This is a genomic window from Mesobacillus jeotgali, from assembly GCF_900166585.1.
In the GTDB taxonomy this organism is placed as follows: Bacteria; Bacillota; Bacilli; order Bacillales; family Cytobacillaceae; genus Mesobacillus; species Mesobacillus jeotgali_A.
Genome location: NZ_FVZC01000008.1, coordinates 571,446 through 586,984 on the forward strand (window position 1 = coordinate 571,446; position 15,539 = coordinate 586,984).

The 15,539-nt window shown below is 44.4% G+C and carries 12 protein-coding genes and 1 other RNA gene; all 13 read left to right on the plus strand.

Going from position 1 to position 15,539, the window contains the following annotated elements:
* The first annotated feature begins 6 nt into the window (after window positions 1–6).
* Entirely contained in the window at window positions 7–267 is a 261-nt protein-coding gene (locus B5X77_RS07950; RefSeq protein ID WP_079506861.1) for a glutaredoxin family protein, read from the plus strand.
* Between the two features lie 123 nt (window positions 268–390).
* Entirely contained in the window at window positions 391–1,416 is a 1,026-nt protein-coding gene (locus B5X77_RS07955; protein ID WP_079506863.1) for a sugar-binding transcriptional regulator, read from the plus strand.
* Window positions 1,417–1,466: 50 nt separating this feature from the next.
* Complete coding sequence (gene gap, locus B5X77_RS07960) at window positions 1,467–2,474, plus strand: type I glyceraldehyde-3-phosphate dehydrogenase (protein WP_079506865.1); 1,008 nt, start codon at window positions 1,467–1,469, stop codon at window positions 2,472–2,474.
* A gap of 127 nt (window positions 2,475–2,601) precedes the next feature.
* Window positions 2,602–3,786: a phosphoglycerate kinase gene (locus B5X77_RS07965; protein ID WP_079506867.1), complete on the plus strand. Its 1,185-nt coding sequence runs from the start codon at window positions 2,602–2,604 to the stop codon at window positions 3,784–3,786.
* A 178-nt stretch (window positions 3,787–3,964) separates the two neighbouring features.
* Complete coding sequence (tpiA, locus tag B5X77_RS07970) at window positions 3,965–4,726, plus strand: triose-phosphate isomerase (RefSeq protein WP_079506869.1); 762 nt, start codon at window positions 3,965–3,967, stop codon at window positions 4,724–4,726.
* The gene (gene gpmI, locus B5X77_RS07975) at window positions 4,719–6,257 is read left to right on the plus strand and encodes a 2,3-bisphosphoglycerate-independent phosphoglycerate mutase (protein WP_079506871.1); all 1,539 of its coding nucleotides are present in this window, start codon (window positions 4,719–4,721) and stop codon (window positions 6,255–6,257) included. Before tpiA ends, gpmI begins: the two co-directional genes overlap by 8 nt.
* 63 nt (window positions 6,258–6,320) lie before the next feature.
* Complete coding sequence (gene eno / locus B5X77_RS07980; protein ID WP_079506873.1) at window positions 6,321–7,619, plus strand: phosphopyruvate hydratase; 1,299 nt, start codon at window positions 6,321–6,323, stop codon at window positions 7,617–7,619.
* Window positions 7,620–8,250: 631 nt separating this feature from the next.
* Complete coding sequence (secG, locus tag B5X77_RS07990) at window positions 8,251–8,484, plus strand: preprotein translocase subunit SecG (protein WP_079506877.1); 234 nt, start codon at window positions 8,251–8,253, stop codon at window positions 8,482–8,484.
* Window positions 8,485–8,649: 165 nt separating this feature from the next.
* The gene (locus tag B5X77_RS07995; protein ID WP_079506879.1) at window positions 8,650–9,396 is read left to right on the plus strand and encodes an alpha/beta hydrolase; all 747 of its coding nucleotides are present in this window, start codon (window positions 8,650–8,652) and stop codon (window positions 9,394–9,396) included.
* A 35-nt stretch (window positions 9,397–9,431) separates the two neighbouring features.
* Window positions 9,432–11,813, plus strand: coding sequence for a ribonuclease R (rnr, locus tag B5X77_RS08000; RefSeq protein WP_079506881.1), 2,382 nt, complete (start codon window positions 9,432–9,434; stop codon window positions 11,811–11,813).
* A gap of 119 nt (window positions 11,814–11,932) precedes the next feature.
* Window positions 11,933–12,400 carry an SsrA-binding protein SmpB gene (gene smpB, locus B5X77_RS08005; RefSeq protein WP_079506883.1) on the plus strand — a complete coding sequence of 156 codons (468 nt, stop codon included), beginning with the start codon at window positions 11,933–11,935 and terminating at the stop codon, window positions 12,398–12,400.
* 149 nt (window positions 12,401–12,549) lie between these two features.
* Window positions 12,550–12,908: a transfer-messenger RNA gene (gene ssrA, locus B5X77_RS08010) on the plus strand.
* Between the two features lie 264 nt (window positions 12,909–13,172).
* Entirely contained in the window at window positions 13,173–15,464 is a 2,292-nt protein-coding gene (hsdR, locus tag B5X77_RS08015) for an EcoAI/FtnUII family type I restriction enzme subunit R (RefSeq protein ID WP_079506885.1), read from the plus strand.
* Window positions 15,465–15,539 lie beyond the last annotated feature (75 nt).

A 15,539-nucleotide genomic window follows, 5' to 3' on the forward strand; every position in this document is an offset into this window, starting at 1 on the left:
CTCGAAATGAAAAGAACAGTTAAACTCTACTCCCGTCCGCGCTGTCACTTATGTGAAACAGCCAGGCAGATTCTCGAGGACCTCCAGCAAACCTGGAATTTTACAATAGAAGAAATCAATATCGACCTGGATGATGAGCTTGTCGAGAAATATGGAATCATGATCCCGGTCATTGAATTGGACGGTGAGGAGCTGCAGTATGGCATCATTAACAAAAAGTTCATAAATGAAGCGTTTTCACGAAAAAACCTTGAGTTTATTGGTTGATTAAGGGTTTCACTCCTGTTAGAATGAATTTTGTAGCAGGGGTGATTTTTTTTACCGCAAGTGGGACATAATATGTCTTGGCGGGACATTTAACGTCCATCACTTATAAAGGAGAATATCAAAATGGACTTTTCGCTCATTGATATTCAAAAAAGAATATTGCCCGATTTATTGCAAGTTATGCAAAAACGATACCTCATCCTCCAATACATAAATGTGATGCAGCCAGTTGGCAGGAGAAATCTATCAGTCAGCCTGAATCTGACTGAAAGGGTTTTGCGTTCTGAGGTGGAGTTTTTGAAAGACCAGAATCTGATCTCCATGTCAGTTCAGGGAATGACACTGACCAAAGAGGGAAAAGATATACTGGAAAGTCTTGAAAGAGTAATGCGGGACATAATGGGTATAAACACATTAGAGCGCCAGCTGCAGGAGCGCATGGAAATCCGGAAGGTAATCGTTGTCCCTGGAGACAGCGACCGTTCACCATGGGTAAAAAGCGAGCTGGGCCGTGCGACAGCCAACAGTATGAAAGGGCTCCTCCAAAGCAAAAATATCATTGCTGTAACAGGAGGCTCGACAATGGCGGCCGTGGCAGATATGCTCACTCCCGACTTTGGTGAGAAGGATTTGCTGTTCGTACCGGCAAGGGGCGGAATTGGCGAGGATGTCAAGAATCAGGCAAACACGGTTTGCGCGATCATGGCAGACAACACGAATTCACGCAACAGGGTCTTTTATGTACCAGACCAGGTCAGCACAGAGGTTTACAAGTCCTTCATCAAAGAACCGCTGATTTACGAAGTATGGAATTTAGTTAAATCAGCGAGCATGGTTTTACATGGTATTGGGGACGCTATTACAATGGCGGAACGCCGCAATACCAGCCCTGAGGATTTGCAGAAAATCCTTGATGGAAAAGCAGTCGGCGAGGCTTTTGGCTATTATTTTAATGAAGAGGGTGAAATCGTCCACAAAGTGCTGACGATTGGCCTTCAGCTGAATGATCTCGCAAATATAGGCAATATTATCGCGGTTGCCGGCGGACAGTCAAAGGCAAAGGCGATCAGGGCCTATATGAAACAGGCACCTTCCTCGACCATCCTGGTCACGGATGAAGGAGCCGCTAAAACATTGTTACAAGGGTAACACCTTAATATAAACAACACCTTTTATAGGAATCAAAGGAGGAAATACTCATGGCAGTAAAAGTTGGTATTAACGGATTTGGACGTATTGGACGCGTAGTTTTCCGCGCGGCATTAAAGAACCCTAATGTGGAAGTAGTTGCAGTTAACGATTTAACTGATGCAAACATGCTTGCTCACCTTTTAAAATATGATACAGTTCACGGAACATTGAACGAAGAAATCACAGTTGACGGTGACTACCTTGTAGTTGACGGCCACAAAGTGAAAGTACTTGCTGAAAGAGATCCAGCTCAACTTGGATGGGGCGACCTTGGCGTAGAAGTAGTAGTAGAATCTACTGGCCGTTTCACAAAGCGTGCTGACGCTGCTAAACACCTGGAAGCAGGCGCAAAGAAAGTCATCATTTCTGCTCCAGCATCTGACGAAGATATCACAATCGTTATGGGTGTTAACGACGACAAGTACGATGCAGCTAACCACCACGTAATCTCTAATGCATCTTGTACAACAAACTGCCTGGCTCCATTTGCGAAAGTTCTGAACGACAACTTCGGAATCAAGCGCGGTATGATGACAACTGTTCACTCATACACAAATGACCAGCAAATTCTTGACCTTCCGCACAAAGACTACCGTCGTGCGCGTGCAGCTGCGGAAAACATCATTCCTACAACAACTGGTGCTGCAAAAGCAGTTTCTCTAGTATTGCCTGAACTTAAAGGCAAATTGAACGGTGGAGCAATGCGTGTTCCAACTCCAAACGTTTCACTTGTTGACCTTGTTGCTGAGCTTGAAAAAGACGTAACAGTTGAAGAAATCAATGCTGCATTTAAGAAAGCTTCTGAAAACGAACTTAAAGGTATCCTTGGATACAGCGAAGAGCCACTAGTATCAAGCGACTACAATGGCTGTGCAAACTCTTCTACAATCGATGCACTTTCAACAATGGTTATGGAAGGCAGCATGGTAAAAGTTATCTCTTGGTATGACAACGAGTCTGGCTACTCTAACCGTGTAGTTGACCTAGTTGATTTCATCGCTAAAAAAGGTCTGTAAGCTAATATTGGATAACCAATCCAATATTGACTATAATGTAGTAGGATGAAAAGGGGAGCGGGGTAATTCCCTCTCCTCTTTTTCTGCTTAATGCGCATTGGCGCTATCTTAAAGGAGGTCTCTAGCCTTGAACAAAAAGACAGTAAAAGATGTGGATGTAAAAGGAAAACGAGTGTTTTGCCGCGTTGATTTCAACGTGCCGATGAAGGATGGACAGGTAACGGATGAAACTAGGATCCGTGCAGCATTGCCAACAATCCAGTACCTGGTTGAACAGGGTGCAAAAGTCCTTCTTGCAAGCCACCTTGGCCGTCCTAAGGGGCAGGCTGTTGAAGAATTGCGTTTGACTCCAGTAGCAAAGCGTTTATCTGAGCTGCTTGGAAAGGATGTAAGGAAAGCAGATGAAGCCTACGGCGACTCTGTAAAATCTGAAATCGACAGCATGAACGATGGCGATGTCCTGCTTCTTGAGAATGTCCGTTTCTATCCTGGCGAAGAGAAAAATGATCCTGAACTTGCGAAGGCATTTGCTGATCTTGCAGATGTATATGTGAACGATGCATTTGGAGCTGCACACCGTGCGCATGCTTCAACAGAAGGCATCGCCAAGTACATTCCGGCTGTATCCGGCTTCCTGATGGAGAAGGAGCTTGAGGTTCTTGGAAAAGCATTATCTAATCCGGAGCGCCCATTCACTGCGATCATCGGCGGTGCAAAGGTAAAAGACAAGATCGGTGTTATTGATAATCTATTAGAAAAAGTAGATAACCTGATCATCGGCGGCGGACTGGCTTATACATTCGTAAAAGCACAGGGCCATGAAATCGGCAAATCTCTTTTAGAAGAAGATAAAATTGAATTGGCTAAAAGCTTCATTGAAAAAGCTAAGGCAAAAGGCGTGAACTTCTATATGCCGGTTGACGCAATCGTTGCCGATGATTTTTCTGCGGATGCAAATACAAAGGTCGTAGCAATCGAAGAAATTCCTGCAGACTGGGAAGCTCTTGATATCGGACCGAAGACAGCTGAAACTTACCGCGATGTCATCCAGAAGTCCAAACTGGTTATCTGGAACGGACCAATGGGTGTATTCGAAATCGATAAGTTCGCAGAAGGAACAAAAGCTGTAGCACAAGCATTAGCCGATGCAAGCGATACATATTCAGTCATCGGCGGAGGCGACTCTGCAGCAGCAGTCGAGAAGTTCGGACTGGCTGAAAAAATGAGCCACATCTCCACAGGCGGGGGAGCTTCACTGGAATTCATGGAAGGCAAGCAGCTGCCAGGAGTAGTAGCATTGAACGACAAGTAAATTGTTTATTCAGGAGCGGTGTCACAACATCATAAGGGTGCGGATCCTGACCGTTTTTGTCCGCCGCTCTTTTAAGAAACCATGGCTGTTGCATTATACAGCCCAAAAGCTCACATCCAGAGGGTTATTTTTAAGTTACAACGCTGTTTAAACAGCAATTTAGAAAGGAAGTGTCAGCATGCGAAAACCAATCATTGCAGGAAACTGGAAGATGCATAAAACGCTGCCTGAAGCTAAAGATTTTATTGAAAAAGTAAGCGGACTTGTTCCGTCAAACGAAAAGGTTGAATCTGTTGTCTGCGCACCGGCTTTGTTCCTTGGACAGCTTGTCGAGCTAACACAGAATTCAGATGTCGAGATTGGTGCACAAAACATGCACTTTGAAGAAAGCGGTGCTTTTACAGGCGAAGTCAGCCCTAAAGCCTTGCAGGATATCGGTGCAAAATATGTCATCATCGGTCACTCTGAGCGCCGTGAAATGTTCAATGAAACAGATGACACGGTAAACAAGAAGACGTTGTCTGCGTTTAAATATAACTTGACTCCGATCGTTTGCTGCGGTGAAACACTGGAGCAGCGTGAAAATGGCGAAACTAATGAATTTGTTGGCGGACAGATCAAGGCCGCTCTTAATGGTCTGACAGACGAGCAGGTTAAGCAGACTGTCATCGCTTACGAGCCAATCTGGGCAATCGGAACTGGCAAATCTTCAACAGCTGAAGATGCGAATGAAACTTGCGCACATATCCGCAAAGTCATCGCTGAGCAATTTTCTCCGGAAGTGGCTGAAGCAGTCCGTATTCAGTACGGCGGAAGCGTGAAGCCTGCTAACATCAAGGAATACATGTCACAGCCTGACATCGACGGCGCATTGGTCGGCGGAGCAAGCCTTGAAACTGATTCCTTCTTGCAGCTATTGGAGGCAGGTTCAAATGAGTAAAAAGTCTCCAACAGCTTTAATTATTCTGGATGGCTTCGCATGCCGCCCCGAGTCGAAAGGAAACGCCGTTGCGCAAGCGAAAAAGCCAAACTTTGACCGCTTTTGGAATAACTTCCCGCATGCCCAGTTAATTGCAAGCGGAGAAGCGGTCGGGCTTCCAGAGGGCCAAATGGGGAACTCTGAGGTTGGACACCTTAACATCGGTGCCGGCCGAATTGTTTACCAGAGCCTTACACGTGTGAACATTTCCATCCGTGAAGGTGAATTTGAAAAAAATGAAACCTTCCTGGCGGCAATCAAGCATGCCAAGGAAAAGGGCACTGCCCTTCACCTGATGGGTTTGCTATCTGACGGCGGTGTACACAGCCATATTGAGCACATGTTTGCTCTATTGAAGCTGGCAGCCAGCGAAGGTCTGGAAAAAGTGTATGTACACGGATTCCTTGACGGACGTGATGTCGGACCGCAAACTGGACCAGGGTACATCAAACAAACTCTTGAAAAAATGAGTGAAATCGGTGTAGGTGAATTTGCGACGATTTCTGGGCGATACTATTCTATGGACCGTGACAAGCGCTGGGAACGTGTGGAGAAATCCTATCGTTCAATGGTGTATGGCGACGGACCTACGTATTCAAATCCTATGGAATTGATCGAAGACAACTATAATAATGGAATCTTTGATGAATTCGTTGTTCCATCTGTGCTTGTACGCCCTGATGGTTCACCGGTTGCGACAGTCCAGAGCGACGATGCTGTAATTTTCTACAACTTCCGCCCTGACCGCGCAATCCAGATTTCCAACACATTTACAAATAAAGACTTCCGTTCGTTTGATCGTGGAGAAGGCCACCCTGAGAATCTTCACTTTGTGTGCCTGACTCACTTCAGTGAGACAGTTGACGGCTATGTAGCATTCGAGCCTACCAACCTGGATAACACGGTTGGCGAAGTGATTTCCCAGGCAGGAATGACCCAGCTTCGCATTGCCGAAACAGAAAAATATCCGCACGTAACATTTTTTATGAGCGGCGGACGCGAGAAGGAATTCCCTGGTGAAAAGAGGATCCTGATCAACTCTCCTAAGGTTGCGACTTATGACCTGCAGCCAGAGATGAGCGCCTATGAAGTAACAGACGCATTGATCAAGGAAATTGAGGCAGATAATTTTGATGCCATTCTATTGAACTTCGCGAATCCGGACATGGTTGGACACTCAGGTATGCTTGAGCCGACGATCAAGGCGGTTGAAACGGTGGACGAGTGCCTTGGACGCATCGTTGATCTGATTGTTTCAAAAGGCGGAACGGCCATCATCACTGCTGACCATGGAAATGCGGATGAGGTTGTTACCCTTGAAGGCAACCCGATGACAGCACATACGACAAACCCGGTACCTGTCATTGTGACAAAGGAAGGCGTAGAGCTTCGTGAAGACGGAATTCTCGGCGACCTTGCACCAACAATGCTAGAATTATTAGGACTACATCAGCCAGCAGAAATGACTGGAACAACATTGATAAAAAAATAAAGCATCAAATGCTGATTCGAAAATATGCAGAAATGCTAATCCAAAAATAAGGAGAGATTACTTATGCCATTTATTACAGACGTATACGCACGTGAAGTATTGGATTCCCGCGGTAACCCAACAGTTGAGGTAGAAGTTTTCACTGAGTCTGGCGCATTCGGACGCGCGCTAGTTCCAAGTGGTGCTTCAACTGGTGAATACGAAGCAGTTGAACTTCGTGACGGCGACAAAGGCCGCTACCTTGGAAAAGGTGTTCTGAAAGCAGTAGAAAACGTGAATGAAATCATCGCTCCTTTCCTTGTTGGCGAAGAGTTTAACGTTCTTGACCAGATTGGCATCGACCAGGCATTGATCGAACTTGACGGTACAGAAAACAAAGGCAAGCTAGGCGCTAATGCAATCCTTGGCGTGTCAATGGCTGTTGCACATGCTGCTGCAGACTATCTTGACCTTCCTTTATATCAGTACCTTGGCGGATTCAACTCCAAGCAGCTTCCAGTTCCAATGATGAACATCGTTAACGGCGGCGAGCACGCTGACAACAACGTAGACATCCAGGAATTCATGGTAATGCCTGTTGGTGCTGAAAACTTCCGTGAAGCACTTCGTATGGGTGCTGAAATCTTCCACAGCCTGAAGTCTGTTCTTAAGGAAAAAGGCCTGAACACAGCTGTAGGTGACGAAGGCGGATTCGCTCCAAACCTTGGTTCAAACGAAGAAGCTCTTCAAACAATCGTAACGGCAATCGAAAAAGCTGGCTACAAGCCAGGCGAGCAAGTAATGCTTGCTATGGATGCTGCATCTTCTGAGTTCTACAACAAAGAAGACGGCAAATACCACTTATCTGGAGAAGGTGTTGTGAAAACTTCTGCAGAAATGGTTGACTGGTATGAAGAAATGGCTTCTAAATACCCAATCATCTCAATCGAAGATGGTTTGGATGAAAACGACTGGGAAGGCCACAAGCTATTGACTGAGCGCCTTGGCGGAAAAGTTCAGCTTGTTGGGGACGACCTGTTCGTTACTAACACTAAGAAGCTTGCTCAAGGTATCGAGCAAGGCGTCGGCAACTCAATCCTGATCAAAGTTAACCAAATCGGTACTTTGACTGAAACTTTCGATGCAATCGAAATGGCTAAGCGTGCAGGCTACACTGCAGTCATCTCACACCGTTCTGGTGAAACAGAAGATTCAACTATCGCTGACATCGCTGTTGCAACAAACGCTGGCCAAATCAAGACTGGTGCACCATCACGTACAGACCGCGTAGCGAAGTACAACCAGCTTCTTCGCATCGAAGACCAGCTTGGTGAAACAGCTCGCTTCAACGGAATCAAATCATTCTACAACCTTAAGAAGTAATACTTCTTGAATACCGAAACACCGGGAGCATGACGATGCTGCCGGTGTTTTTATTATTCAAATTAACTTCTAACGACGAAATAGGAATCGGAAAACAAAAAGTGTTTGATAAAAAGTTCCTATCGTCCGGGAAGGGGACGAAAAAAAGTAAAATGTCCGATAGAAGGTCCCTAACGGACAAACAGGAACAGGAATTCGAAGAAAGTGTCCAATAGAAGGTCCCTAACGGACAAACAGGAACAGGAATTCGAAGAAAATGTCCGATAGAAGGTCCCTAACGGACAAACAGGAGCAGGAATTCGAAGAAAGTGTCCAATAGAAGGTCCCTAACAGACAAACAGGAGCAAGAATTCGAAGAAAGTGTCCTATAAGAAGATCCCAATCGGACAAGCAGAAACAGGAAAAAAAGAAAAGTGTCCAACAGAAGGTTCCTCTCGGAGAAAAACGAGCAAGAATTCGAAGAAAATGTCCGGAAGAAGGCCACTATACAATGACGGAAATTCATGAAGGTTTCCTCCTTCTTAAAAGCAGTATGATATAATATCCTCAACTATTCGGACAAGTATTGTTTCATTCCTGAAAATGTGATAAATTTAAAATACTGTTAAGCAGTTTTATCGGGAGGTAAGTCATGCATACATTTTTAACCATTCTTTTAGTGATTGTCTGCATCGGTCTGATTGGAGTCGTTCTTCTTCAATCCGGCAAGAGTGCTGGGCTGTCCGGAGCAATCTCCGGCGGAGCGGAGCAGCTATTCGGTAAGCAAAAGGCGAGAGGCCTTGATCTTGTCCTGCACCGCGTCACAGTTGTTTTATCTGTTTTGTTTTTTGTCCTGACTATTGCCGTAACTTATTTCAAGCTATAATACAAACAATGACCCGGCTTCACTCGAGGCCGGGTTTTATTGTGTGCAAAAAACCTCACATATTTAAATAGATTCTGGGTATTTACATATATAAAGGCTTTTAATTGAATGTTACCAGCATGTTTGTTAAAACTAAGAAAGATATCAGATAAAGGGAGTAGGAAAATGAGAAAGTTAGTGCCAAGACCATTTACATTCAAAGCGGGAAAAAGAGCGGTTCTGCTGCTCCATGGGTTTACCGGAAATTCTGCGGACGTCAGGATGCTGGGACGATTTTTAGAAGGCAAGGGATATACGAGCCATGCACCTGTTTTTAAAGGACATGGTGTGCCGCCTGAAGAACTAATACATACTGGACCAGCAGACTGGTGGCAGGATGCGCTTGATGGGTACGAATTCCTTAAAAGCGAAGGTTATGAGGAAATAGCAGTAGCTGGATTATCACTGGGCGGCGTTCTGTCCCTGAAGCTTGGTTACACCAAGCCGTTAAAAGGAATTGTACCAATGTGCGCACCGATGCATCTTAAGACGGAAGAGCTGATGTACCGCGGTGTTCTCGAGTACGCGCGTGAATACAAGAGAATGGAAGGAAAGCCCGAGGAGCAAATCGAGGCGGAGGTAAAGGCACTCGAGCAAAAATCGATGTCCACCCTGAAAGACCTTCAGGAACTTATAAAGGAGGTCCGCGGAAGCATTGACCTGATTTATGCACCGACGTTTGTTGTCCAGGCGCGCCATGACGTGATCATCGATCCTGACAGCGCGAACATCATTCATGACAACATCGAGTCTGACCATAAAAAACTCAAGTGGTATGAGGAATCAGGACATGTTATCACGCTTGATAAGGAACGTGACCAGCTTCATGAAGATGTTTATGAGTTTCTTGAGTCGTTAGATTGGAAAGAATAATAAGAAAAGAACCCTAATTAGAAGGAGGGAAACATATGGATGAGAACGTTAAAGGCCATATAGACAGGCTTTTGCATTATATGAAGGACGAAGCTTACAAGCCGCTTACCGTGCAGGAACTGGAGAGCGCCTTTGGAATTGAGGATTCCTCGACTTTCAAGGATTTTGTCAAAGCACTCGTCGTCATGGAAGAGAAGGGGCTGGTTGTCAGGACACGCAGTGACCGATACGGCCTTCCGGAAAAAATGAATCTGGTTCGCGGCCGGTTCAGCGCCCATGCTAAAGGCTTTGCTTTTGTTATTACAGAAGAGCAGGGCATGGATGACATCTTCATTCCCCCGAATGAAACTAGCAATGCGATGAACGGTGATACAGTCCTTGTGCGCGTATCGTCAGATAGTTCTGGCCAGCGCCGGGAAGGGACAGTCGTTCGCATCCTTGAAAGAGGAGTCTCGCAAATCGTCGGAACTTATACTGAAAGCAAACACTTCGGTTTCGTCATTCCTGACGATAAGAAATTCACAAGTGACATCTTTATTCCAAAGGAAGCTGGGATGGGGGCTGTCGAAGGTCATAAGGTCGTCGTAAAATTGACGAGCTACCCTGAAGGACGCAAAAGCGCAGAGGGAGAAGTCACTGCGATTCTCGGCCATAAAAACGACCCTGGTGTCGATATCCTATCCGTCATCCATAAACATGGCCTTCCGATGGAATTTCCAGACGAGGTCATGGAGCAGGCGAATAATGCTCCAGACCAGATCGATGAGAGTGAAATCGAGAACCGCCGTGACTTGCGAAATGAAGTCATTGTTACGATTGATGGCGCAGATGCCAAGGATCTCGACGATGCAGTGCAGGTGACAAGACTTGAAAATGGCAACTATAAACTTGGGGTTCATATCGCGGATGTTACGTACTATGTAACCGAGGATTCACCAATTGACCGTGAAGCAGAGGACCGTGCGACAAGTGTTTATCTGGTTGACCGAGTGATTCCAATGATTCCCCACCGATTATCAAACGGTATTTGCTCGCTGAATCCGAAAGTTGATCGCCTGACACTGTCATGTAATATGGAAATCACACCTGAAGGACAGGTCGTAGATCATGAAATCTACCAAAGTGTAATCAAGACGACTGAGCGAATGACGTATTTTGATGTAAACCGTATTCTCGTTGATAAAGACGAAGAAACCCGCTCACGTTACGATTCTCTTGTTCCGATGTTTGAATTGATGGAGGAACTTGCCGCTATCCTTCGTAAAAAAAGGATGGAGAGAGGCGCCATCGACTTTGATTTTAAAGAATCAAAGGTACTGGTCGATGAAGAAGGCCATCCGACAGATGTAGTTTTACGGGAGCGTTCGGTTGCTGAAAAGCTAATCGAGGAATTCATGCTTGCTGCGAACGAAACAGTGGCAGAGCATTTCCATTGGCTTGATGTACCATTCATCTATCGAATTCACGAAGATCCTAAAGAAGATAAGCTGAGAAAATTCTTTGATTTCATTACAAACTTCGGATACCTTGTCAGAGGTTCTGCAAATGGAGTACATCCACGGGCTCTGCAGGAAATCATTGAAGAGGTCCAGGGAAAACCTGAGGAAATGGTTGTATCAACTGTCATGCTTAGGTCGATGCAGCAGGCAAAATACTATCCTGAAAGCCTGGGACACTTTGGTCTTTCAACTGAGTATTACACGCACTTCACATCGCCAATCCGCCGTTATCCTGACTTAATTGTCCACCGTTTGATCCGGACTTATTTAATCGAGGGCAAACTCGATCAAGCAACGAAGGAAAAATGGAATGCGATGCTGCCGGATATTGCCGAGCATTCATCCAATATGGAACGCCGCGCGGTAGAGGCCGAACGTGAAACAGATGAGCTGAAGAAAGCTGAATACATGGAGGACAAGGTTGGAACTGAATACGATGGAATCATCAGTTCCGTTACAAACTTTGGGATGTTCGTCGAGCTTCCTAATACGATAGAAGGTCTCGTACATGTCAGCTATATGACGGATGACTATTACCGCTATGATGAACGCCACCTGGCGATGATCGGCGAGCGGACGGGAAATGTCTTCCGAATAGGCGATGAAATTACTGTCCGTGTCATCAAAGTCAACAAAGATGAACGCTCCATTGACTTTGAGATCGTCGGCATGAAGGGCACACCAAGACGTGAGCGCCCGGCACAGCCAAAGATTTTCAAGACAGGCAGCAGCGATAAAAAGCCGCGCCGCGGTAAAGAAGAAGAAGGCAAGCGAGGGGGCAGAAGTTCTGGAGGCAGAGGTTCAGGAGGCAGCAGAAACGGCTCCGGCTCAAGCTCCAGTTCAAAGCCAAAGAGCAAGAAGAAGAAATTCTTCGAGAATGCCCCAGCCGCAAAACGCAAATCGAAAAAGAGAAAATAGGCAAGACTGAGAAGAGAGCTCCTGATGAAGGGGCTCTCTGCTGTCCAATGCCTGCGCTTTTCATTGTGGGAGAGGGCTAATTTTGCTAAAATGATAAACAATAGAAGGGGGAAGTTCTTATGCCAAAAGGTGAGGGGAAAGTCGTCGCACAAAATAAAAAAGCGAACCACGACTATTTCATTGAAGAAACATATGAAGCCGGAGTTGTCCTGCAGGGAACAGAGATTAAATCGATCCGCAACGGACGGGTTCAACTAAAGGATTCCTATGCTAAAGTCCATAATGGGGAATTATTTTTATATAACCTGCACATCAGCCCATATGAACAGGGAAACCGCTATAACCATGATCCTCTTCGGACAAGGAAACTTTTGCTGCATAAGCGCCAGATCAATCAGTTGATTGGTGAGACGAAGGAAGCAGGATATGCGCTTGTGCCGTTGAAGATTTATCTGAAGAATGGCTTTGCGAAAGTTTTAATCGGTCTGGGTAAGGGTAAAAAGAACTATGACAAGCGTGAGACACTGAAGAAGAAGGAAGCAGGCCGCGATATCGAGCGTGCATTCCGTGAACGACAGAAAATGTAGGCTTGTCAGCTGAGGAAGAGTGTACCAGTTGAAAAAAGTACTCAATGTGGTATAATAATAACTGTCACCACGAGTGACACATAGCTTAATGCTCGGCTTAACCGAGTTCTCCTAACGTCTGTATCACAGATACAGCAACCTTTTATAATGGGGACGTTACGGATTCGACAGGGGTAGTTTGAGCTTAGGTGGCGAGTCGAGGGGATCGGCCTCGTTAAAACGTCAACGCCTATAACTGGCAAACAAAACAACAACTTCGCTTTCGCAGCTTAATACTGCATAGCGGTTCGCCCCTCCATCGCCCATGTGGTAGGGTAGCGGACTCACTCTAAGTGGGCTACGCCGGATTCCACCGCCTGAGGATGAAGGAAGAGAACAACCAGGCTAGCTGGCCGGCCGCCTGTCGGTAGGCAAAAGGACCAGCGAATCGCCAATATGCCGACTACACTCGTAGAAGCTTAAGTGCCAATATCTTTGGACGTGGGTTCGACTCCCACCGTCTCCACCAATACATATGTTGGTGGATTTTTATTTTTATTGTGACCTAAAGCATAACCTTTCCAGTATGGAAGGTTTATGCTTTATTTTTTTTTCGGCAATTTTATGGTTTATTATGCCTCTTTTCAATATAACCGACTAAACCCAATTTCTCGGCTTATACAATATTAAACCAGAGACGGCTATTTTCCAAAGACTTCAATACAAATTTACAGCTATATGGTAATATTTAATTAAAATAAACGGCAGGTATGTATTGTAGAGGTGAAGTGAAATGGATAAACATGAATTGACTGAGCGGGATATTTGTAGCAAATTCATTACTCCGGCAATTGTCGGTGCTGGGTGGGATCTGCACAAACAAATTCGTGAAGAGTTTCAAATTACTGATGGCCGAATTATTGTTCGAGGTAATTTGGTCGCCCGAGGAAGTAAGAAAAGGGCGGACTACGTACTCTTCCACAAGCCGAACATGCCAATAGCGGTAATTGAGGCTAAGGACAATAATCATTCGATAGGTCATGGTATACAACAAGCTATCGGTTATGGAGAAATGCTTAAGGTTCCTTTTGTTTATTCCTCCAATGGTGATGGCTTTCTTGAACATGACCGTTTATCAGGTAAAGAAAAACAAATAGGTCTAGATGAATTTCCAAGTCCTGAACAACTGTGGAAACGATATAAACAGCAAAATGAAATTGATACTGAGGAAGAAGAAGAGCTCGTTACAGAACCTTATTACTTCCAATTGGGAGACAAAACGCCTCGCTATTATCAAATGAATGCTGTCAATGAAACCATTAAGGCAATTGCTAAAGGTCAAAATCGAATAATGCTCGTTATGGCTACGGGAACAGGGAAGACATATACAGCATTTCAAATAATATATCGCCTTTGGAAGGCTAGAAAAGCAAAGCGTATTCTATTCCTTGCTGACAGAAACATACTAGTTGACCAAACGATGAATCAAGACTTTAAGCCATTTAAGAATGTAATGACAAAAATAAAAAATCGTAAGATAAACACAAGTTATGAAGTATATACAGGACTTTATCAATCCATTACAGGTCCAGAGGAGCAAGATAAAATATATAAGCAAGTTCCTCGCTCGTTCTTTGACTTAATAGTAATTGATGAGTGCCATCGAGGTTCTGCTAAGGACAATTCTCAATGGAGAGAAATTATTGAGTATTTTTCAGATGCAATTCAAGTTGGGCTAACGGCAACACCAAAAGAAACAAATGATGTTTCCAATATCGGGTACTTTGGTGAGCCAGTATATACTTATTCGTTAAAAGAAGGTATAGAAGATGGCTTCCTAGCCCCTTACAAAGTGTATCGTTATGGATTTGACAAGGATCTAATGGGTTTTAGACCCCAAAAAGGTCAACGTGATAAAGAAGGAAATATCATTGAGGACCGTATATATAACACGCTAGATTATGACAGGACATTAGTTTTAGAAAAACGAACAGAGTTAGTGGCTAAAACTATTTCTGATTTTCTTAAGCAGCATGACAGATTTATGAAAACAATTGTTTTCTGCATTGATATTGAACACGCTGAACGAATGAGACAGGCACTAGTTAATGAAAACAGCGACCTCGTTAAGGAAGATTCTCGATATGTCATGAGAATAACTGGAGATGATAACGAGGGAAAAGCACAGCTAGACAACTTTATAGACCCAAACAGCAAATATCCGACCATTGTAACTACGTCAAAATTGCTTACGACAGGTGTAGACGCAAAAACATGTAAAATAGTAGCCATTGATTCTCGTATTGAATCAATGATTGAATTTAAGCAGATTCTTGGACGTGGCACGAGGATAAATGAAAAACATAATAAATTATATTTCAATTTATTAGATTTCCGTGACGTATCATCTAAATTTGCCGACCCCGACTTCGATGGAGATCCTATTCCTGTTGTTGGCGGGGGTGGTGGTAAAGGTGGCACTGGGAATGGAGGCGGAGATGACCCTGGGAATGACCCTAAAAGAAAAGTTTTTGTAAATGATGTTGAAGTCACTTTATTACAAGAACGAGTTCAATATTATGATAAAGATGGCAAGTTGGTAACAGAATCTCTTCGAGATTATTCCAAACGGAATATTAAAGAGGAATTTGCCGATTTAAATGACTTCTTAAGACGTTGGAACTCCGAAGACCGTAAGGAAGCCATTATTGAAGAGCTAAAAGAACACGGTGTCCTGCTGGACGCACTGCGAGAAGAAACAGGCCTTCAAGATGTGGATGATTTTGACTTGATTTGCCACATAGCTTATGACATGAAACCGCTGACCAGGCAAGAGCGGGCCGAAAATATAAAGAAAAAAAATTACTTCGGTAAATACTCGGAAGTTGCCCAAAAAGTGCTAGACAATCTATTGATAAAATACATGGATGAAGGCGTTTATAATTTGGAAGATGCCAAAGTTCTCAGACTCGAACCGTTCCAAGAAATAGGTAAACCGAAAGAATTGATTCAGGCCTTTGGAGGTAGAAGTGGTTGGCATGAGGCTGTAAAGAAATTAAAAAAGGGACTTTATGATATTAGCTAAACTACAGTTGGAACATTTGTTTTAATGAACAAGTGTTCCAATTTTTTTCGCTATAGCCAAAAATTATTATGGTAT